This is a genomic window from Octadecabacter arcticus 238 (assembly GCF_000155735.2).
Lineage (GTDB): Bacteria > Pseudomonadota > Alphaproteobacteria > Rhodobacterales > Rhodobacteraceae > Octadecabacter > Octadecabacter arcticus.
Genome location: NC_020908.1, coordinates 2,159,318 through 2,178,763, shown reverse-complemented (window position 1 = coordinate 2,178,763; position 19,446 = coordinate 2,159,318). Strand labels below are relative to the sequence as shown.

Sequence of the window (19,446 nt, the reverse complement as noted above, 5' to 3'; positions counted from 1 at the left end):
AGCGCAGTAAAGCAGGTGAGTGGCTTTTAGGGAGGACTGAAAATGCCCAAAGACAACACACAAACAGACGGCGGAATCGGCGCCAGCACGCTGCGCCGCGAAGATATCCGGTTTTTGACTGGCGAAGGCATGTATACCGATGACATCCAACTGCAGGGTCAGACCCATGCAGTGTTCGCGCGATCTGACGTCGCCAACGGGGTGATCAAATCAATTGATACCAGCGTGGCTGCGGCGATGCCCGGCGTGTTGGCGGTGTTCACAGGGGCGGATTTCGCCGAAGTCGGCGGCAACCCCGCAGGCTGGCTGATCAATTCCCGCGACGGTGAGCCGATGAAAGAACCCAAGCGCCCCGTATTGGCCCACGGCAAGGTGCGCCATGTCGGAGACGCCTATGCAGCGGTGATCGCTGAAACTCGCGCGCAGGCCATGGATGCGGTGGCGGCGATTGAAGCTGATATCGAAGAACTGCCCGCAGTTATCAACATGGCTGAGGCGGTCAAAGGCGGCAGTCTGGTCCACGACGAAATTGAAACCAATGTCTGTTTTGATTGGGGTTGGATCGAAGACAACCGCGCTGCGACCGACGCCGCAATCAAGGCAGCACCTCATGTGACGACACTGGAACTGGTCAACAACCGTCTGGTGCCCAATGCGATGGAACCCCGTGCATCTACCGCCGATTACAACAAGGGCACGGGTGAATACACGCTTTATACGACCAGCCAGAACCCGCACCTTACACGGCTGCTGATTTCGGCGTTTGTGCTGGGCATTCCCGAAAACAAGCTGCGGGTGATTGCACCCGATGTGGGTGGCGGATTCGGCTCAAAAATCTATCATTATGGCGAAGAGGCACTGGTGCTGGCGGCCTCCAAAAAGCTAAAGCGCCCAGTCCGGTGGACCGCGTCACGATCTGAAAGCTTCCTGACCGATGCCCACGGGCGCGATCACGTCACCAAGATCGAATTGGCCTGTGAAAAAGAAGGCACATTTATCGCGTTCCGCACAGAGACAATGGCCAATGTTGGCGCGTACTTGTCGAATTTTTCCACCGTCACACCGACGTTTTTGCATGGTACATTGATGGCGGACAATTACACGGTGCCCAATGTCTACGTGAACGTGAAGGCGGTGTTTACCAATACAGCGCCCGTTGACGCCTACCGTGGCGCCGGGCGACCAGAGGCCACCTATTCCATCGAACGGGTCATCGACATGACTGCGCGCGAACTTGGGATGGACCCGGTTGAATTGCGGCGGATGAACTTCGTCAAGCCCGATCAGTATCCATTCGCCTCTGCCGCGGGTCTTGAATACGACAGCGGCAATTACGACCGTCAGATGGACAAGCTTGAAGCGATGATTGATCGCGACGGATTCGAGGCGCGCCGCATCGAGAGCGCGAAAAATGGCAAACTGCGCGGGCTGGGCTTGAACGCCTATATTGAGGCCTGCGGCATCGCGCCGTCCAATCTGGTTGGCATCCTTGGTGCGCGTGTAGGGCTGTATGATGCAGCCACCGTGCGGGTGAATGCCACGGGCAGTCTGGCCGTGATGGTCGGGGCGCACAGTCACGGGCAGGGGCACGAAACAGCCTTTCCACAAATCGTCGCGGATATGTTGGGGATTGATCTCGAAAGCATTGAAATCGTGCATGGTGACACGGCGAAAATTCCGTTTGGCATGGGAACCTACGGGTCGCGGTCGCTAGCGGTGTGCGGGTCGGCAATGGTTCGTGCGACGGAAAAGATCATCGTGAAGGCTAAGAAGATTGCAGCGCATATGTTGGAAGCGTCGGACGCGGATATTGAACTGGTCGATGGCCAGTTTACCGTCGCAGGCACCGACAAATCGGTGAGCTTCGGCGAAGTCGCGCTGAAGGCCTACATCCCGCACCAATACCCGATCGAAGACATCGAGCCGGGATTGGAGGAGACGGCATTTTACGACCCAGCCAACTTTACCTACCCGTCTGGTGCCTATGCCTGTGAGGTCGAGGTCGATCCCGAAACCGGAAAAGTCACCATTGAAAAGTTTGCGGCAGCGGATGATTTTGGAAATATTATCAACCCGATGATCGTGACCGGACAGGTGCATGGCGGCATCGGCCAAGGCATCGGGCAAGCCTTGATTGAACAGACCAGCTATGACAGAGACGGCCAACTTCTGAGCGCGTCCTACATGGATTATGCGATGCCACGGGCGGATGATATGCCGTTTTATCAGGTGAACCACGACGACGGTACACCGTGCACGCACAACCCGCTGGGCGTCAAAGTTTGCGGCGAAGCGGGGGGCGATCGGATCGCCGCCAACTGTCGTAAACGCTGTCATCGACGCACTGCAACGCGGAGGCAAAAATATCACCCACATCGACATGCCCCTGACGCCGTCGCGCGTTTGGGACGCCATGAACGCCAAAGGAGTTTGAGAGATGTATAACTTTGAAATGACACGTCCCTCGACCATTGCGGACGCCGTGAATGCATTGAAAAAAGAAGACGCGCAGGCGCTGGGCGGCGGGCAGACGTTGATCCCGACGCTCAAGCAGCGCCTTGCGATGCCATCGATTTTGGTCAGCCTGACGGCAATCGGTGAAATGCAGGGCGTGTGCATGTCCGACGCTGGAGAGGTTTGCGTTGGCGGCGCGACAACCCATGCAACCGTTGCACGCGAGGCCACGGCCTATCCTGGTTTGGCGGCAATGGCGGCGCGGATCGGTGATCCTGCGGTGCGCAATCGCGGGACCATCGGCGGCAGTTTGGTTAACAATGACCCGTCCGCCTGTTATCCGGCGGCAGCGCTGGCGTCCGGCGCGAGCATTATCACCAACAGCCGCGAAATTGCCGCTGACGATTATTTTCAAGGCATGTTCACGACCGCTTTGGAGGAGGGCGAGGTTGTCACCGAGGTCCGGTTTCCGGTGCCGCAAAAATCCCACTATGAAAAGTTCGTACAGCCCGCGTCGCGGTTTGCCTTGGTGGGTGTGATGGTCGCAAAATATGCAGATGGGGTGCGTGTGGCCGTGACGGGCGCGTCTGAAAGTGGCGTGTTCCGCTGGACCGAAGCCGAGGCCGCGCTGAGTGCCGATTTCACAGCCGACGCATTAGGTGATCTGTCTTTGGACGGTGACGGCATGATTGCCGATCTGCATGGATCGGGCGCATACCGCGCCCATCTCGTTAAGGTCATGACCGGACGCGCGGTCAAAGCTGCAATCTGATTTCTCGGCGGCTACAACCTGAATAGGGCCTCTGCGACAGTGTCGTAGGGGTCTTTTTCATGGCTTTGAGCGGGCATACGCAGTGTTGTCGGCGGCTTTCCGCAAGCGGCGAAAATATACCAGAAATGTTAAGATACATTGCTGGTTATTTCGTAACTCCCAAGCACCCCAGCCGCCAACGGGGTTTTTTGTCAGTTTTGGTGTGAACCTCCTTGGCCATTGTGCGCATGAATTTTCTGTTGTGGTCTGAATTTTGTGGCGCTGTGACGATTTCTCTGAATCATTGGTGGAATGGACCAAGTTACTGCTCTTGAACAACTCCTCGCCACGGCTCTGCGCAGGATCGCCGAGTTGGAAGCCGCGTTGGCGAGCATGGCGCAAGAGAATGCGGATCTGCGGCGTCAGTTGGCCAAGAACAGCAGTAATAGCAGCAAGCCGCCTTCGAGTGATGGGTTGAAGAAGCCGGTACCGCGTAGCCTGCGTGGTAAGTCCGGTAAGAAAAGTGGTGGTTAAGTTGGCCACCGAGGCGACACCCTACGTCAGACAGCAACGCCTGACTTTGTGGAGCGACATGAGGCTGAGGCCTGTGGCACCTGTCAGCATGGCTTGACGGCTGGGATGATCAAGGCGGTGGAGAGGCGTCAGGTTTATGACATACCGGTGCCGCGTCTGGAGGTCACAGAGCATCAGGCAGCGATTTATTGTTGTGGCCATTGCCGAGCCACGACGACAGCCACCTTTCCCGATGGCGTGAATGCACACGTGCAATACGGTAAGCGCATTCGGGCGGCGGCGGTCTACTGCAATGTTCAGCAGCTGATCCCCGAGGATCGGGTCTGCCAACTCCTGCGTGATTTGTTTGGTGCCACCAGCCTATGCGCGGCCAGCGTGACCAACTGGGTGAACGGCACAGCGCGTACCTTGGGTGGCGTCGTCGAACACATTCTGGCCCGGCTCAATGAAGGCGGCGTTCGGCATCTGGATGAGACCGGACTTCGTGTTGCTGGTAAGCTGCACTGGCTGCACTCAATCAGCGATCTCGCCTTCACGCATTATCGCATCAGCGCCAAGCGCGGTGCTGTTCCATCCTTCCTGACCGGCGGGACAATTGTTCATGACCACTGGAAGTCCTATTACGCCCATATGAGTGGGGTGGACGCGCACGCCCTGTGCGGGGCGCATCATTTACGGGAACTCAAGGCCATCGAAGAAATCGAAAAGGAGCCGTGGGCGTGCGCGATGAGCGTGCTGCTCAACAGCGCCAATCAGCTCAAGTGCGCGGCTCAGGGGCGAGGCGAGACCGAACTCCCCACGTCGGTTCACCACGGCATCCTCACCAAATACATGGCTATCCTCACCGAGGGCCTCGCCTTCCATGAGCGACAAGACCCACTGGCTAGACGCACTGGTGCGCGAGGCCGAAAAGCCAGGCGGCCAGGCCATAACCTTCTGGTCCGCTTGCGCGACTACCGTGATGACGTCCTAAGGTTCCTTACGGACTTCACAGTTCCCTTCACCAACAATCAGGCCGAACGGGACCTGCGCATGATGAAGTTGCGCATGAAAATCTCGGGAACTTTCCGCACCCTCGAGGGCGCGCAGGTCTTCGCTGACATCAGATCCGTCATCTCGACGGTCAGAAAACACGGGGGCAATATCCTCGAAACACTCACCCTATCACCACAACAGATCATCGCGCGGCTTGTCTTATGACTTTCTGAGCTTTTGTGCGAAACGAGAGCCACAGATCAGCACAAAGCCCTCTAGGACAAGCATAGGATATAACGAAGATGACGGATGATACCATTGGGATAGATCTTTCCAAAGCCACTTTAGATGTTCACCGACTGAGCGACGGGAAAATGGCGTCGTTTAGCAACGATACAGGGGTATTTAAGCAGTTGGCTAAATTCTGTAACGAAACGACTGTGATCCGCGTTATTTATGAAACCACGGGTGCCTATCACAAGGGGTTCGAGCCGGATTTGGGCCCGCATTCACCTTTGGTGAAGGTGAACCCTTTGCAGGCACGCCGCTTTGCACAAGCATAAAGTGTACGCGCCAAAACCGACGCCGTGGACGCCAAAATGCTGGCTGTCATGGGGGATACCCTTGGACTTGAGCCGATGAAGCCGGTATCGGAAACACAGCATATTCTCAAAGAGTTGCGTGCGTTTCGAAGTGGATTGGTTGCCGATCGCACCCGCATCTTGAGTCGTCAAGAAACGCAAACTCTGCCCATCACGCGCCGCCAAAGCAAAACCCGCTTGGCACACATCAACAAGAAAATTGCTGAAATTGGTGCCGAGATTGGCCGCTTGATACAAGCAGACGACATGATGGCACATTCAATGAAAATCCCCCGGTCAATCCCTGGTATCGGTGCGATCTGTGCTGCCACTATCTTGATTGAAATGCCCGAAATCGGGGGCATGGATCGCAAACAGGTCGCGAGCTTGACCGGAGTTGCACCCATGACCCGCCAATCAGGGCAGTGGCGGGGGGAATCATTCATTCAAGGTAGCCAAAAAGTTGTGAGGGACGCCCACCACATGCCAGCTCTTGTCGCCATGAGGTTCAATCCAGACCTCAAGGCCAAATATCAAGCCATGATCAAAGCAGGTAAACCGCCAAAAGTCGCCCTTACTGCCCTCATGAGAAAGCTCATTGAACTCGCAAATGCGCTCATTAAAGCAAACCGACTTTGGGTGAATAAATACGCTTGATCAAGACGGATATTCTAAAGTCGCGAGTGCTACCCAAAACCCGATATCCGCTGGGGGGCTTGGGAGTTACGTTATTTCTGCAATCCCAGATTGATAGAATTTTAGAAATCAGAGGTTTCAAATGTCTAATTCAAGATTTCGTTCATCAACGTCGCTCGTCCTGTCAATCAGCATGGCTGTCGGACCAGCATGGTCGCAAGAAACGGCGCCGATCTGCGATCCGGCTGCGCCACAACTGCCATGCACACTTGATGGCACACTGATTGAAAGTGCGGACGCGCTGTCTGGCGCAATTGGCGCGGAGGTAGAGGCAGAAGCCGAAGGTGAGGTCGAAATTGCCGTCGAAGAGGAAGCCCCGGCCGAGGAGGTTATTGCTGAGAAAGCGCCCGTTGTTGAAGAGGCACCAGTTGAGGAAGCTGTTGCTGAGGAAGCACCCGCTGAGGAGGCTGTTGTTGAAGAAACACCAACCCAAGATGTTGCCGCCGAGGAAGCCCCGGCAGAAGAGGTGACGCAAGAAGCTGTTGTTGAGGAAGCTCCTGCTGAAGAGACACCGACCGCAGAGATGGCCGAAGAAGCGCCAGCCGCAGAGGTGACTCCGGCAGCGCCGCCGACGCCTGAGGAAACCGTACAAGAAACATCAACCGCCGCCGCTGCATCCGACAGCGAAGTCGAGGGCGAAATCACAACTGAAACCGTGGTTGAGGGTGACGTTCGCACCGCAGATGAGGATTTTGAGACCGCCGCAACCGGCGATGTTGCTACATCTTCCGGCAACAATAATCGCGGGTTGTCCAATTTCGAAAAGGCGCTGTTGGTCGGTCTTGGCGCTGTTGCGATTGGATCGATATTGTCCAACGGCGATGAAGTTGTCTCAAATTCTGGCGACCGCGTTGTGTTGCAAGGCACGGACGGACAATTGCGCGTCCTGAAGGATGATGATGTGCTGTTGCGCCAGCCTGGATCGGACGTGCGCACCGAAACGTTCAACGACGGATCCACCCGCACATTCGTCACCCGCGCAGATGGTAGCGAAGTCGTCACGATCCGTGCCGCTGATGGCCGCGTTCTGCGCCGCGCGCTAATCCAAGTGGACGGCAGCCAGATTGAACTGTTCGACGACACACGAGAAGAACGCGCCATCGACGTATCGACTTTGCCGCGTGCGGCCATCCCCACGCGACCAGCGTCATCGACTTTCACTGATACCAGCGGCCAGAATATTTGACTCATTTATTTGGTTTTAAGTTTTGGTAAACTCTGAATCAATGACCTCCATAGATTGGGAGGTGCTCATGGGTAGAGCCATAAAAATTACGCGCACGGATATGTCTGCGAAAGATTTGCGCCGTGCGGCAAAGCGAACCAAGGATGGGCGGGTTGTACGGCGACTACTGGCCATAGCGCTGGTGCTTGATGGGGTGGATCGTGAAACGGCTGCCCGCAGCAGTGGTATGGATCGACAAACACTTCGGGATTGGGCGCATCGCTTTAACGCAGAAGGCATTGAGGGGTTATCGGATCGGAATGGCAAGGGGGCAAAACCACGGTTGTCGCCCAAGCAACAGGCGCAATTTGTGGCGTGGGTGGAGGCCGGGCCCGACCCAGTAAAAGATGGCGTAGTACTATGGCGTTGTGTCGACTTGCAGGCTCGTGTTGAAGAGGAGTTCGACGTGAAACTGCATGTGCGTACGATTGGAAAATATCTAACCAAGCATGGCTTTCGCCGCCTGTCTGTGCGTCCAGAGCATCCGAAAACTGATCGCGAAGCGCAGCAGACTTTTAAAAAAACTTTACCAGCCTCGTAAGCGATACTCTGCCAGAACATGCAAAGGGGAAGCCTCTTGAGGTATGGTTCCAAGATGAAGCCCGCGTTGGACAACAGGGGACACTCACCCGTAAATGGGCCAAGCGTGGAACTCGCCCGCGCGCACCCCGTGATATACGCTTCAAATGGAGTTATATCTTTGGTGCCGCTTGTCCCGCACGTGGTACCGCCGCAGGTCTCGTCCTGCCCTACGTCAACGCCGAGGCTATGGGGCTGCATCTTGATGAGATCGCAAAAGCTGTCGCACCCGGCTCACATGCCTTGCTGATTGTTGATGGGGCGGGGTGGCATGGCTTATGAATAAGTTCAGATAGATGTGAGACAAAATTTTGTTGCCAAGATTTAGGCGACCTCGGAGACTGAGAATTGAAAGAAACCAGCTCACGAGGCCAATATGCAAATCATCGGACTGCACAAGAACGTTTATAAACTTTATGCTTGGGCGCGGACACAAGAATGTTTGGACGTGTACCGTATCAAATACGAAGGTCAGGTTCGGCAATGGGACGACTTACGTACAGAGGGCGTTTCTCTATCAAAGTGCGCTGAATTCGTCGGCATCTCGCGCGCGACATATTACCGTCACAAGCGTATTTTGAAGGATTTGGCGCAGGCAATCATACCGCCTTCAAAGGCTCCCAAACGCTGCAACAAGTCACAGTGGGGCGAGGCAGAAAAGCAATTGGTGCTTGAGGCCCGCCGCGACAATGAAACCTACGGTAAGGAGAAAATAGGGGCCATCTTGCGTCGCGACAAAAAGCAAACCATGAGCGATAGCACCGTGGGGCGCATTTTGAGCTTTCTAAGGAAAAAAGGCCTGATCACACGATCAAGATCTGCGCCCCAAAAGCGCAAGCGTAATTTTTCCAAGGGGCATGCCAAGGGATGGAAATATAGGGATTACAAAGATATTGTGGTTGGCGAGCGTGTGCAGATCGATCATATGACTGCCACGAAGAACGGCGTCACGTGCAAACACTTTCAAGCCTGGGAGAGGTGTAGCAAGCATATCCACGCGCAAGTTTATTCGAATGCCACGGCACGCTCTGCCAAACGGTTTTTGCAAGAACTCGTGGAAATAGCTCCCTATAAGATCATCTCAATTCAAGTCGATGGCGGGTCTGAGTTTATGGCCGATTTTGAGACAGCGTGCGAACAGATGGAGATCCCGCTCATTGTGCTGCCGCCAGCAAGGCCAAAATACAACGGTGGTGTCGAGCGCGGTAACCGCACCTTCCGCGAAGAGTTCTATGCATGTCGTGATCTCATTGCCGACAGCATAGGAGCGATGCGGTTTGAACTTCGAAAAGCCGTCAATAAATACAACACATTCAGGCCTCATCATGCCTTGAAAGGCAAGACACCAATGGAGTACATTCGAATCACTCAGGCCAAAGTCGTGTGAGTCTCAAAACACCTGAACCTATACACGCAAAATGTTTGCAGGTGCCAGATAAAATTACGCTCGTTAAGCTGCCACCGTATTCACCCGAACTGAACCCCATGGAAAACGTCTGGGCTTATCTGCGAGCTAATAAACTCGCAATCACAGTTTCGACACCTATGACGAAATACTCGACAAATGTGCACAAGCTTGGAACTTCTTTGCGAACGACCCAGAGCGAATAAGTTCAATCAAAGATCGAGAATGGGCAAGGGTCACTTAATTCGGCCGTTGGTATGAGGCGCAATTGCGCGCTGCATTGGCGGCTGAAATGGCTGTCCCGCTGGATCGCACGTTCTCGTTGCGCCAAGTGCGTTCCATCCGCGAGGTGCGCGAATTGTCTCCGGTGATTGAACTCAGCGCGATCACCTTCCCATCAGGCTCAGCGGCGATCCAGCCTGATCAGTCACGGGAATTGGCGATCCTCGGCACGGCTATCAAAGACTTGATCGTTGAACGACCCGGTGAGGTCTTTTTGATTGAGGGTTACACGGACGCCGTTGGGGCAGCAGGGTATAACCTCGCGCTGTCGGATCGTCGCGCGGAGACTGTCGCATTGGCCCTGACGCAATACTTTGATGTGCCCCCTGCGAACCTTGTGACACAAGGTTACGGTGAATCCTTGCTTAAAGTGCAAACGCTGGAGGCGGAGCAGGCCAACCGACGCGCCACTGTCCGCAATATTACGCAGCTTCTGTGTTAACCGTTTGATTTAAAGTAAAGAAAGGCCCGCAGTCCATTTAAGGACTGCGGGCCTTTCGTAAGACTGATAGGTCCAAAAAAGATTAGAGCGCCGTTCAATCAAGAACGACGCTCTAAATCTGAACCTAAAAAGGCGCGTTTATTTCTGCGGCAACGGTCCGATCAGCATGACCATTTGGCGGCCTTCCATCTTTGGAAAGTTTTCAACCTTGCCCTGCTCTTTGGTGTCTTCTGCAACGCGTTCCAACAGTTCACGGCCCAGATTCTGGTGCGCCATTTCACGGCCACGGAATCGCAAGGTGACCTTCACCTTGTCGCCGTTCTCAAGGAATTTATACACGTTGCGCATTTTTACGTCGTAGTCATTGATATCGGTGTTGGGTCGGAACTTGACCTCTTTGATCTCAATGATCTTTTGTTTCTTGCGGGCCTCGGCCTCACGCTTTTGCGTCTCATACTTGAACTTGCCGAAGTCCATGATTTTACACACGGGCGGCGCAGCATTGGGTGAGATTTCAACCAGATCGAGTCCAGCTTCTTCCGCCATCTGCATAGCGCGCTCAGGCGTCACAACGCCGGCATTTTCGCCATCTGCGCCAATAAGACGAATTTCAGTGGCGCGAATGCGATCATTTACGCGGGGGCCTGTGTCGCGCTGTGGTGGCGCGTTATGGGGTCTGCGGGCTATTGGACTTTTCCTTTGATTGTTTGTTGTACAGTGCCGGAATGTAAACCTGCACGAGGCGCACTTCAAGGCGCAAACGACGTGTGTATAGGTTCAGGTGTTTTGAGACTCACGCGGCATCGGCCTGATTAATTCGAAGGTACTCCATGGGGGTTTTACCTTTCAAGGCGTGATGCGGCCTGAATGTGTTGTATTTTTTCGACAGCTTTTCGCAGATCAAACCTCATAGCTCCTATGCTGTCGGCAATGAGATCACGACACGCATAGAATTCCTCGCGAAAGGTACGGTTGCCACGTTCAACGCCACCGTTGTATTTTGGTCTGGCTGGTGGCAGTACAATCAGCGGGATTTTCATCTGCTCACATGCCGTCTCAAAGTCGGCCATAAACTCAGACCCACCATCGACTTGAATTGAGAGGATCTTATAGGGAGCGATTTCCACAAGCTCTCGTAAAAACCGTTTGGCAGAACGTGCTGTGGCATTCGAATACACCTGCGCGTGGATATGTTTACTACGCCGCTCCCATGCTTGAAAATGTTTGCACGTGACACCGTTCTTAGTCACAGTCATATGATTGATTTGCACACGCTCACCTACCTCTATATCTTTGTAATCCTTGTATTTCCACCCTTTGGCATGGCCTTTGGAGAAGTTACGTGTACGCTTTTGGGGTGCAGACCTTGATCGTGTGATCAGACCTTTCTGTCGTAAAAAACTCAGGATGCGCCCCACGGTGCTATCACTTATGGTTTGGTTTTTATCACGGCGCAAAACAACCCCGATTTCCTCCTTTCCAAAGGTTTCATTATCGCGCCGAACCTCAAGCACCAACTGCTTTTCTGCCTCGCCCCATTGTGTCTTGTTGCGGCACTTCGGAGCCTTTGATGGCGGTAGAATTGCCTGAGCCAAGTCCTTCAATATCCGCTTGTGACGGTAGTATGTCGCGCGGGAGATGCCGACAAATTCAGCGCATTTAGTTAGGGAAACGCCTTCTGCGCGTAAGGCGTTCCAATGCCGAACCCTGTCTTCGTATTTGATACGATATGCATCCAAACATTCTTGTGTTCGCGCCCATGCATAAAGTTTATAAACGTTCTTGTGCTGTCTTAGGATTTGCATATTGGCCTCGTGAGTTGGTTTTTTACAATACTCAGTCTCCGAGGCCGCCTAAATCTTGGCAACAAAAATCGGTCTCACATCTATCTGAACTTATTCACGTGAGGGTATTATGATTTGCGATGTGTCCAAGCTGGATAAGTGTAGCGCATCATGGCGAATATGGGCAAAATGACCCTGACAGGCGATGGTCCGTTGACACGCTTCTCGGCTTTTCTTTGCATGCGCAGCATGGCATACATCCGCCCTAGGTCCATTTGGGGACCATAAATGTTTGAAGGACGAAAAACATGAGAGGCACGATCGCAATTCTGGCCATCGCCGTACTAGGCTTTTTTGGCTACCAATTGGTCGCTAACGGCAAAAGCCCGGTTGACGTATTCTCAGGCGCGTCAACAGAAGCTGAAGCTGCTGCTATTGCCGCTGAAGTAGAGGCTGCTGAACTCGCTGCTGCCGCAGAAGTAGAAGCTGCTGAAATGGCTGCCGCTGCCGAAGCTGCCGCCACCGAGGCTACTGCAACCTCAGAAGCTGCCGCGATTGCGGCTGCTGCCGCTGCTGAAGCCGCCACTGCCGAAGCTGCCGCCGCTCTGGAAGAGGCTGCTGCCGAAGCCACGACAGCCGCAGAAGAAGTTGTCGCTGAAAGCGTCGAGACAGTGACAGAAATGGCCGACGATGTTGTCGAGTCCGTTGAAGGCGCTGTGACTGACCTTGTTGGTGATGTTGCTGCATTGACGGGCGACGCTGCTGTGAGCACTGACATGGGTGCGGCGCTGACAGCCGAAGGCTTTGATTTCGACACCGTTGCTGCAATGATCGAAAACTCCGATCTGGATGCGCAGACCAAGGCCGTGTCCCGCGCTGGCCTCATCGGTGCGCAGCGCAATCCTGACCTGCTTGAGGGTACACTCGCGCGTCTGCGCACCACCCTCGGCATGTAAGGCTTGCTGCACGACACATAGAAAGGGCCGCTCACCAAATATTGGTGAGCGGCCTTTTTTTTGTTCGATAACAATTTTTTAGTCCAAAAATGCCTTCTCGACCACATAGTGCTGCGGATTGGAGTTGGCACCTTCAATCAGCCCGTATTCTTCAAGCATCGCCTTGAGTTCGATATTGAACGCCAAATTGCCACAGATCATCGCGCGGTCGGTATCGGGGTTCAGCACGGACACGCCAAGATCGGCAAACGCCGCACCGGACCGCATCAGATCGGTGATCCGGCCCATCTTGGGGCTGTGTTCGCGGGTTGTGGTCGGGTAGTATTTAATTTTCTTCCAAAATCCGTCACCGATGACCTCGTTCAGTAGCTCATCCGTCTTAAGGCCTTCGATCAGATCATGACCATAGGTCAGTTCACCAACTTCGCGGCAGGTGTGGGTGATGATCATTTCGTCGTAATCTTCATAGGTTTGTGGTTCGCGCAGCAGGCTGGCGAAGGGTGCGAAGCCAGTGCCAGTGGCAAAGAACCAAAGCCGTTTTCCGGGCCGCAACGCATCATGCACCAAAGTGCCAACGGGTTTGGGGCGCAAGATAATCTCGTCACCGACGTTGATGTGTTGTAGGCGCGATGTCAGCGGGCCGTCCGGCACCTTGATCGAATAGAATTCCAACTCCTCATCCCAGTTTGGAGACGCGATGGAATAGGCCCGCAGCAGTGGTTTGACCTTGCCGGTTTCGGGGTTTGGATCACCCATCAATCCGATCATCACGAATTCACCAGACCGAAACCGCATTGACGCGGGCCGCGTGCAGCGAAAGCTGAACAGTCGGTCGGTGTAGTGTTTCACCTGCGTCACAATCTGTGCGTCGGGCAGGGCGGGAACGGCTTTGGTCGCGGTTGTTGTATTGGGCACGGATATCATTTCTGTCATATGTTATTGACGCAAGCTTAAGCCTACGCCCCTCTGTTACGCTTTGATGTCTGTCAATTAAAGGGGGAGATATTTTGAGTGATGCTTAGCCGCGCAGTCGCGCCTGATAGTCATGGGCTTGCCAATCGGCACGGGCCAGCCATTGCGGTTCCGGCTGGCGGGTAGCGAGGTCGTCAGAAATCTCGACCTCATCAAATCCGGACCGTCGTGCCATGGCGTATTGATCGGCAATTACGTGGCCGCGTGCGCGCAACCGACCCACAAACCCCATGCGGCGCAATTGTGCCGCTATGGTGAACCCGCGCCCGTCGGCAAAGCTTGGGAAATCGATGCGGATCAGATCAATCTGGCCCAACAGGCCAGCAAGGCTCGCCGGTTCTGCGTCAGACGCAAGATCAACAGCCACTGCGCTACAATCATTCGCGGCCAGTTCTGTGATCGCTACAAAGCCAGTCTTCCAATCGTCGGCGGCAAAGCCCGTGTCGTTTACAAGTACAGTCATGATCTATCCTTTGGGCCAAGCCCGTCAATCTTGCGCGCCATTTATGCGGATCTGGCAATTTGGCCGTTGTCAAAGTGAATGCCGCATTCCGATTTTGACGTATCGCGCCAGCGGCCCGCGCGGGTATTTTCACCGGAACCAGCGCGCGTGGTGCACGGCGCGCAGCCGACACTTGGAAACCCCTTTGCCACAAGCGGATGACGCGGCAGATTGTGCGTGGTGATATAATCACGCAGATCGCTGCTGTCCCACCGCGCCAGCGGATTGACCTTTACACGGGGCATCCGGCCGAGCGGTCGATCAACCTCGAACAGCTCCAGCGCGTGACGGTCACCCCCCTGATAGCGTTTGCGCCCCGAAATCCAGCCGTCAAAGCCCGCTAGCGCCTTTTGCAAAGGTTCGGTTTTGCGCAAGGCACAGCAGGCGTCAGGGTCGTGCAGGTGCAATAAATTCTCGTTGTCGCGTTCAAATAGGGTGTCGCGTGTGGCACGAATGACCTGAACGTTGCTCAGCCCAAGTGAGGACGCCACGTTGCGCTGATAATCCAGCGTTTCGGCGAACAGCATTTCCGTGTCGATGAACAACACTGGCACCGTACGATCAATCTGCGCTGCCATATGTAGCAAAACAACGCTTTCGGCGCCAAATGAGCTGACCAACGCCATGTCGCCAAAACTGGTGAAGGCATGGGTCAACACGTCCTGCGCATCACGGTCTTTGTAGATGCGGTTTAGCGTTTGGGTTTGTCCATCAAGCGGCATTGGCTTTCTCCTGTGGATAAAGAATTGCTTTGAAAGGTGCGACGCCGAGGCGACGATAAGCCTCTAGGAACGTTTCATCCGAGGCTTGGCGCAGGTCCATATAGCCCAGCACAAGGCGTTCTATCGCAGGCACGATTTCAGCGGCACTAAACCCCGGCCCGGCGCGTTCCCCGACGGCGGCAGTTTCTGTGTGATCCCCGCCAAGCGTGATCTGGTAGTTTTCCACGCCCGCACGATCAAGGCCAAGGATGCCGATGTGACCCACATGGTGATGCCCACACGCGTTGATGCAGCCCGATATTTTGATCTTGAGCGCGCCGATGTCGTGTTCAATTTTCAGCTCATCAAAACGAGTCGCGATTTCTTGTGCGATTGGGATGGATCGCGCGGTGGCGAGTGCGCAGTAATCCATGCCGGGGCAAGCGATGATATCGGACGCAAGCCCGATGTTGGCTGTCGCGAGGTCTGCGCTGCGAAGTGCCGCGTAGAGTTTAGGCAGGTCCGATTTGTGCACATGCGGCAGGATGACGTTTTGTTCGTGGCTGATGCGCAGTTCATCATGACCGTAGGTGCGGGCAAGATCGGCCATGACCCGCATCTGGTCTGCCGTCGCATCGCCTGGTGTCGCGCCGTGCTTTTTGATGGAAATGCTGACGATTGCGTAGCCGTCCGCGCGGTGTTGCGTCAGGTTCGTGTCCGTCCAAGACCGAAACGCGGGGTTGGTCAGACGCACGGCTTCATAGCCCTTTGTGTCGGCGATTTTGAACGCAGGTGCTGCGAATTGCGCTTCGATCTCTGCCAGCATTTCCTGGTCTACACCACTGAAAGTCGGGCGAATTACCGCAAACCGCGCATCCACAAGACGGCGGATTTCGTCGATGCCATGTTCGTGCACGGTAATCTTGATGCGGGACTTATATTTGTTGTCTCGCCGTCCCAGACGGTTCCAGACAGACACAATCGCTTCGACATAGGGAAGCAGATCCGCTTGCGGCAGGAAGTCGGTGATGACCTTGCCGATCATTGGTGTGCGACCGAGACCGCCCCCGACGATGACCTCATAGCCAGCAGCGCCGTCCCTCAGCACCATCCGCAGGCCGATATCATGGGCTTTGGTCACGGCGCGATCATTGGGTGATCCGGTGATGGCGATCTTGAATTTGCGCGGCATGAACTGGAATTCGGGGTGGTCGGTGGACCATTGACGCAGCAATTCAGCGACAGGGCGCGGGTCTGCGATTTCATCTGCGGCGGCGCCTGCGAAATGGTCCGCCGTGACGTTGCGGATTGTATTACCAGAGGTTTGGATCGCATGCATGCCGACGTCCGCGAGGTTGGACAGCATATCGGGTACATCGCCCAGTTCAGGCCAGTTGTACTGGATATTCTGGCGGGTGGTGAAATGGCCGTAGCCCTTGTCATAGGTCTGCGCCAAATGCGCGAGCATGTCCATCTGCGCCGAGTTCAATGTGCCATAGGGCACGGCAACGCGCAGCATGTAGGCATGCAATTGCAGATAAAGGCCGTTCATCAGGCGTAAGGGTTTGAATTCATCCTCGGTGAGGGAGCCGTCAATGCGACGCGCAACTTGACCACGGAATTGCGCAACACGTTCACGCACGAAACTCTCGTCGAAGTCATTGTATTTATACATTGTTTTCTACCTTATCGACTTGCTTTCCGTGGGCGTAATTGGATGGACCACGGGTGCGAAAGTCCTCGCGAAAGTGGGTGGGTTCGGGGCCTTTGTCGCCCATCGCGGCGTCCGCCAGATATGCACCGGCAATCAGATGTGCCTGCGTTTCGGCGTCCAGCATGCGCAGATTTGCGGTGCCTTCATCGGTGATGAATTCAGCGTCGTGAATGTCGCTGGACCAGTAGCCGTTCGCGGTGAGCCAGACAGCATCACCTTCCATCAGACGGTTTGCAGTGACGACTTTCGGGGTAAAATCTTTCGGCATCTTACAAGGCCTCCTGAGTGAGGGTTTCAGTTTCAGCGACCGCCAATGCTGCACGTGGCGCGAGGCCAAGGAATGTCAGCGCGGGACCTGACAGGTTCGCGTTGGTCATTGTCGGTTCAAGGTCGCCCAAGATGGTGGCGATGACGCGTTGATAAGGGCGCGATACGTTTTCAATCACGGTGACGGGCGTGGACGGGGCCGCGCCGTGCATCAACAGGCGGCCTTGGATGAAACGCGCGGATTTCTTGCCCATGTAGATCGCGGCAACTTGGCCGGTCTCGGCCAATGTTTTCCAGTCATGATCCGCGTAACCCTTAGTGTCGTGGCCGGTGATGAAGCGCACGGAAGAATTGCGGCCGCGCTGCGTCAGGCTTTGGCCGATGTTTGCCACAGCGGCGGACGCGGCCGTGATGCCCGGGACGATGGTGTAGGACAGGTCTGCAGATGTGATCGCGTCGATTTCTTCATCGAGGCGACCAAAAACTGTTGGATCACCCGCCTTGAGGCGCACAACATGGTGGCCGCGCAATCCATGTTCGACAATCAAAGCGTTGATGTCGTCTTGCGCCATGGCTTTGCCAAAGCCTGTCTTGCCTGCATCAATCATGATCGCTTCGCGTCGCGCCAGTTCCAGAATTTCGGGCGTCACAAGCCGATCAAAGATCACCACATCGGCCTTATCGAGGGCTTTGCGCGCCTTCAGCGTCAGCAGATCAGGATCACCGGGGCCAGCGCCGACAAGATCGATGTGACCGGGTTTGGCGTCTGTGTTCAGATGGTCATGCAGCAGGGCGTCGAGGGCGTGTTCAACCCTGTCTTCGCCCAGCGTGACGGCGCGGGGGCCTGCGTTGAAGTAGAAATCAGACCAGAAATTGCGCCGCGCCGCGCCAAAGGGCAGCTTTTCGGCCATGCCGCGAAACCCTTTGCCGATGCGGGCGAGCGTGCCGAGCGACGCGGGGAGCCGTTCTTCGAGGTCTTTCTTGATCGCGCGGGCCAGCACAGGCGCTGCGCCTTCGGTGCCGATGGCGATTGTGACTGGATCACGATCAACGATCGCGGGGGTGATAAACTGGCTGTCGTTTAGATTATCCACAATATTGACCAACGCGCCGTCACGATGCGCCAGTGCCGCAGTCCGCGCGTCTTCCTTGGCATCTTCGTGTGCGGCGTAAAATAGGGATGCACACATCGTGTCGCCGGGTTCCATTGCGCGGCTCAGAAGGGTCAGGCGACCATCTGCGGCCCATGCATGGATTTCCGGTGTCGCCTGCACAGCAATTACCGTCAGCTTTGCCTCGGTCTTCAGCAACAAGCGCAGTTTGGCCAGTGCGGCGTCACCGCCGCCAGCCAAAACGATGCGGCGGCCCTGCACGGCGAGGAAGATGGGGAAGTGTTTCATATTGGTGAGTCCTGATTGCTTGATCTCAATATAGAATATTATTCCACCGATTGCGCCATTCATCGGGTTGAAAGGAACGTGCGTTCGTCGTATGTCACAGATCAGTCAGGATGTTTCCCAAGGAGAGGAAAAAGCGAATGGATGTTCGGATAGATGAGCTGGACCGGAAAATTCTACGCACCATGCAGCGTGATGCGGGGCAATCTTTGGATGAAATCGCCAAAGTTGTCGGCTCCTCAAAGACGCCGGTTTGGAACCGGATTCGCAAAATGCGTGACGCAGGGGTGATTGGCCAACAAACGGTCATGTTGAATGCAGAGGCGCTGGGGTTTGAGGCGTGTTTTTTCGTGCTGATCCGCACGTCGGAACATGAGGCGGACTGGCAGGCCAAGTTTTTGAAAGCCTTGATGGATCGCCCCGAAGTGCAAGAGGCGCATCGACTGGCAGGGGATATTGATTACATCCTGAAAGTCCGGGTTCAAAATGCACGGGCCTATGATGTGTTTTATCAGGCGCTGATATCAGAGGTGCGGGTGTTTAATGTGACAGCATTGCTGAGCATGGAAGAGATCAAATCGACCGTCGCTTTGCCGCTGTAAGCAGCAGGGTCACCCGAAAATCCGAGACACTTCGCGCAGGATTTTTTCGCGGATCGCGCGCGGGTAGTCCAAGTGGTGGCGCGCGGTTATGACGAACCCGTCGCGGGTGATGATTGAGCGGTTGAAATATGAGGTGAGTGCGATCCCCATGCTTTCATTTGCGATGCCGTTGATTGTCACACCTCGCTGCTCTGCCTCTCGCGACGCGATGCGCGCGTCGCTTCCGGCATTTGGGGTGCCATCCCCTGATATATCAATGACTTGTCGGTTACAGTTTGGCGCATCGTTGAACTGATCAAGCGCGAACAGAATCGCATCGCCAATTGCGGTGTCTGATTGCACAAAGGCGCGCGGCATGGTGCGCGCGTCCACGGCGAACCCGCGCACATCAGCGATTGAGCGCAACTGTCGCCAAGGCAGCGACACTTCTTGGCGGCCCACGCCGGACCATTGAATGACGGCGACAGCGACTTGGCCGCTGATCAACGCCTCTGACACCTCTTCGTCCAGCACCGCGTCGGCCATCCCGTCGGCTTGCAACCTGTATTCGACAGGGTCGATGGAATTGGAAACGTCGATTGTCAGTAATAGGTAAACATACAGGGAACCCCCTCTTTTTTTGGCATG

At 55.2% G+C, this 19,446-nt stretch carries 19 protein-coding genes and 5 pseudogenes; 15 read left to right on the top strand and 9 right to left on the bottom strand.

The genetic code is table 11. The annotated features are described in order from the left end of the window. Nucleotides 1-42: 42 nt before the first annotated feature. The 13 genes and pseudogenes from OA238_RS11330 to OA238_RS11290 all read left to right on the top strand — a co-directional run. Nucleotides 43-2,434: pseudogene (locus OA238_RS11330) on the top strand (xanthine dehydrogenase family protein molybdopterin-binding subunit). Nucleotides 2,435-2,437: 3 nt separating this feature from the next. After that, the gene (locus OA238_RS11325; protein WP_015495273.1) at nt 2,438-3,226 is read left to right on the top strand and encodes an FAD binding domain-containing protein; all 789 of its coding nucleotides are present in this window, start codon (nt 2,438-2,440) and stop codon (nt 3,224-3,226) included. Nucleotides 3,227-3,517: 291 nt separating this feature from the next. Next, nucleotides 3,518-3,739 (top strand): DUF6444 domain-containing protein, encoded by a 222-nt coding sequence (locus tag OA238_RS33720; protein ID WP_015495645.1) that lies wholly within the window; start codon nt 3,518-3,520, stop codon nt 3,737-3,739. 15 nt (nt 3,740-3,754) lie between these two features. Continuing rightward, nucleotides 3,755-4,939: pseudogene (gene tnpC, locus OA238_RS11320) on the top strand (IS66 family transposase); the annotation flags it as partial. A 77-nt stretch (nt 4,940-5,016) separates the two neighbouring features. Beyond that, a complete protein-coding gene (locus tag OA238_RS33715) occupies nt 5,017-5,277 on the top strand; it encodes an IS110 family transposase (RefSeq protein WP_051076450.1) in 261 nt (86 codons plus the stop codon). An 18-nt stretch (nt 5,278-5,295) separates the two neighbouring features. Continuing rightward, a pseudogene (locus tag OA238_RS34715) lies at nt 5,296-5,433 on the top strand (IS110 family transposase); the annotation flags it as partial. A gap of 129 nt (nt 5,434-5,562) precedes the next feature. Continuing rightward, nucleotides 5,563-5,952, top strand: coding sequence for a transposase (locus OA238_RS34710; protein ID WP_338042838.1), 390 nt, complete (start codon nt 5,563-5,565; stop codon nt 5,950-5,952). Nucleotides 5,953-6,073: 121 nt separating this feature from the next. After that, a complete protein-coding gene (locus tag OA238_RS11310) occupies nt 6,074-7,177 on the top strand; it encodes a hypothetical protein (protein WP_015495270.1) in 1,104 nt (367 codons plus the stop codon). Between the two features lie 67 nt (nt 7,178-7,244). Further along, nucleotides 7,245-7,757, top strand: coding sequence for an IS630 family transposase (locus OA238_RS11305; protein ID WP_015495269.1), 513 nt, complete (start codon nt 7,245-7,247; stop codon nt 7,755-7,757). A gap of 8 nt (nt 7,758-7,765) precedes the next feature. Further along, on the top strand, nt 7,766-8,077 hold the full coding sequence (locus OA238_RS30100; protein ID WP_044038229.1) for a transposase: 312 nt from the start codon (nt 7,766-7,768) through the stop codon (nt 8,075-8,077). Nucleotides 8,078-8,171: 94 nt separating this feature from the next. Beyond that, a complete protein-coding gene (locus OA238_RS11295; protein WP_015494160.1) occupies nt 8,172-9,182 on the top strand; it encodes an integrase core domain-containing protein in 1,011 nt (336 codons plus the stop codon). Further along, the gene (locus OA238_RS35000; RefSeq protein ID WP_187293171.1) at nt 9,179-9,406 is read left to right on the top strand and encodes a transposase; all 228 of its coding nucleotides are present in this window, start codon (nt 9,179-9,181) and stop codon (nt 9,404-9,406) included. The genes OA238_RS11295 and OA238_RS35000 overlap by 4 nt, the downstream gene beginning before the upstream one ends. 53 nt (nt 9,407-9,459) lie before the next feature. Next, nucleotides 9,460-9,924 (top strand): annotated as a pseudogene (locus OA238_RS11290) (OmpA family protein); the annotation flags it as partial. 138 nt (nt 9,925-10,062) lie between these two features. Here the strand turns inward: OA238_RS11290 and infC are convergent. Both infC and OA238_RS11280 read right to left on the bottom strand, forming a co-directional pair. Continuing rightward, entirely contained in the window at nt 10,063-10,677 is a 615-nt protein-coding gene (gene infC / locus OA238_RS11285; RefSeq protein ID WP_015495267.1) for a translation initiation factor IF-3, read from the bottom strand. Nucleotides 10,678-10,717: 40 nt separating this feature from the next. Next, a pseudogene (locus OA238_RS11280) lies at nt 10,718-11,729 on the bottom strand (integrase core domain-containing protein). Between the two features lie 287 nt (nt 11,730-12,016). Between OA238_RS11280 and OA238_RS28925 the strand changes: the two are divergent. Continuing rightward, the gene (locus OA238_RS28925; protein WP_015495265.1) at nt 12,017-12,664 is read left to right on the top strand and encodes a hypothetical protein; all 648 of its coding nucleotides are present in this window, start codon (nt 12,017-12,019) and stop codon (nt 12,662-12,664) included. A 78-nt stretch (nt 12,665-12,742) separates the two neighbouring features. Here the strand turns inward: OA238_RS28925 and OA238_RS11270 are convergent, their stop codons facing one another. The 6 genes from OA238_RS11270 to cysG all read right to left on the bottom strand — a co-directional run bounded on the left by OA238_RS11270 (nt 12,743) and on the right by cysG (nt 18,220). Further along, nucleotides 12,743-13,597, bottom strand: a complete 855-nt coding sequence (locus tag OA238_RS11270) for a ferredoxin--NADP reductase (RefSeq protein WP_015495264.1) — start codon at nt 13,595-13,597, stop codon at nt 12,743-12,745. 85 nt (nt 13,598-13,682) lie between these two features. Then, complete coding sequence (locus OA238_RS11265; RefSeq protein WP_015495263.1) at nt 13,683-14,099, bottom strand: DUF934 domain-containing protein; 417 nt, start codon at nt 14,097-14,099, stop codon at nt 13,683-13,685. A gap of 41 nt (nt 14,100-14,140) precedes the next feature. Further along, the gene (locus OA238_RS11260; RefSeq protein WP_015495262.1) at nt 14,141-14,860 is read right to left on the bottom strand and encodes a phosphoadenylyl-sulfate reductase; all 720 of its coding nucleotides are present in this window, start codon (nt 14,858-14,860) and stop codon (nt 14,141-14,143) included. After that, nucleotides 14,850-16,514 carry a nitrite/sulfite reductase gene (locus tag OA238_RS11255; protein WP_015495261.1) on the bottom strand — a complete coding sequence of 555 codons (1,665 nt, stop codon included), beginning with the start codon at nt 16,512-16,514 and terminating at the stop codon, nt 14,850-14,852. Before OA238_RS11255 ends, OA238_RS11260 begins: the two co-directional genes overlap by 11 nt. Further along, nucleotides 16,507-16,821 (bottom strand): DUF2849 domain-containing protein, encoded by a 315-nt coding sequence (locus tag OA238_RS11250; protein WP_015495260.1) that lies wholly within the window; start codon nt 16,819-16,821, stop codon nt 16,507-16,509. Before OA238_RS11250 ends, OA238_RS11255 begins: the two co-directional genes overlap by 8 nt. Before the next feature lies 1 nt (nt 16,822). Next, nucleotides 16,823-18,220: a siroheme synthase CysG gene (gene cysG / locus OA238_RS11245; protein WP_015495259.1), complete on the bottom strand. Its 1,398-nt coding sequence runs from the start codon at nt 18,218-18,220 to the stop codon at nt 16,823-16,825. 137 nt (nt 18,221-18,357) lie between these two features. On the opposite strand from cysG, the gene OA238_RS11240 reads away from it, so the two are divergent. Continuing rightward, on the top strand, nt 18,358-18,819 hold the full coding sequence (locus OA238_RS11240; protein ID WP_015495258.1) for an Lrp/AsnC family transcriptional regulator: 462 nt from the start codon (nt 18,358-18,360) through the stop codon (nt 18,817-18,819). Nucleotides 18,820-18,828: 9 nt separating this feature from the next. Here the strand turns inward: OA238_RS11240 and OA238_RS11235 are convergent, their stop codons facing one another. Next, a complete protein-coding gene (locus tag OA238_RS11235; protein WP_245581535.1) occupies nt 18,829-19,404 on the bottom strand; it encodes a DUF1194 domain-containing protein in 576 nt (191 codons plus the stop codon). Nucleotides 19,405-19,446: the final 42 nt, after the last annotated feature.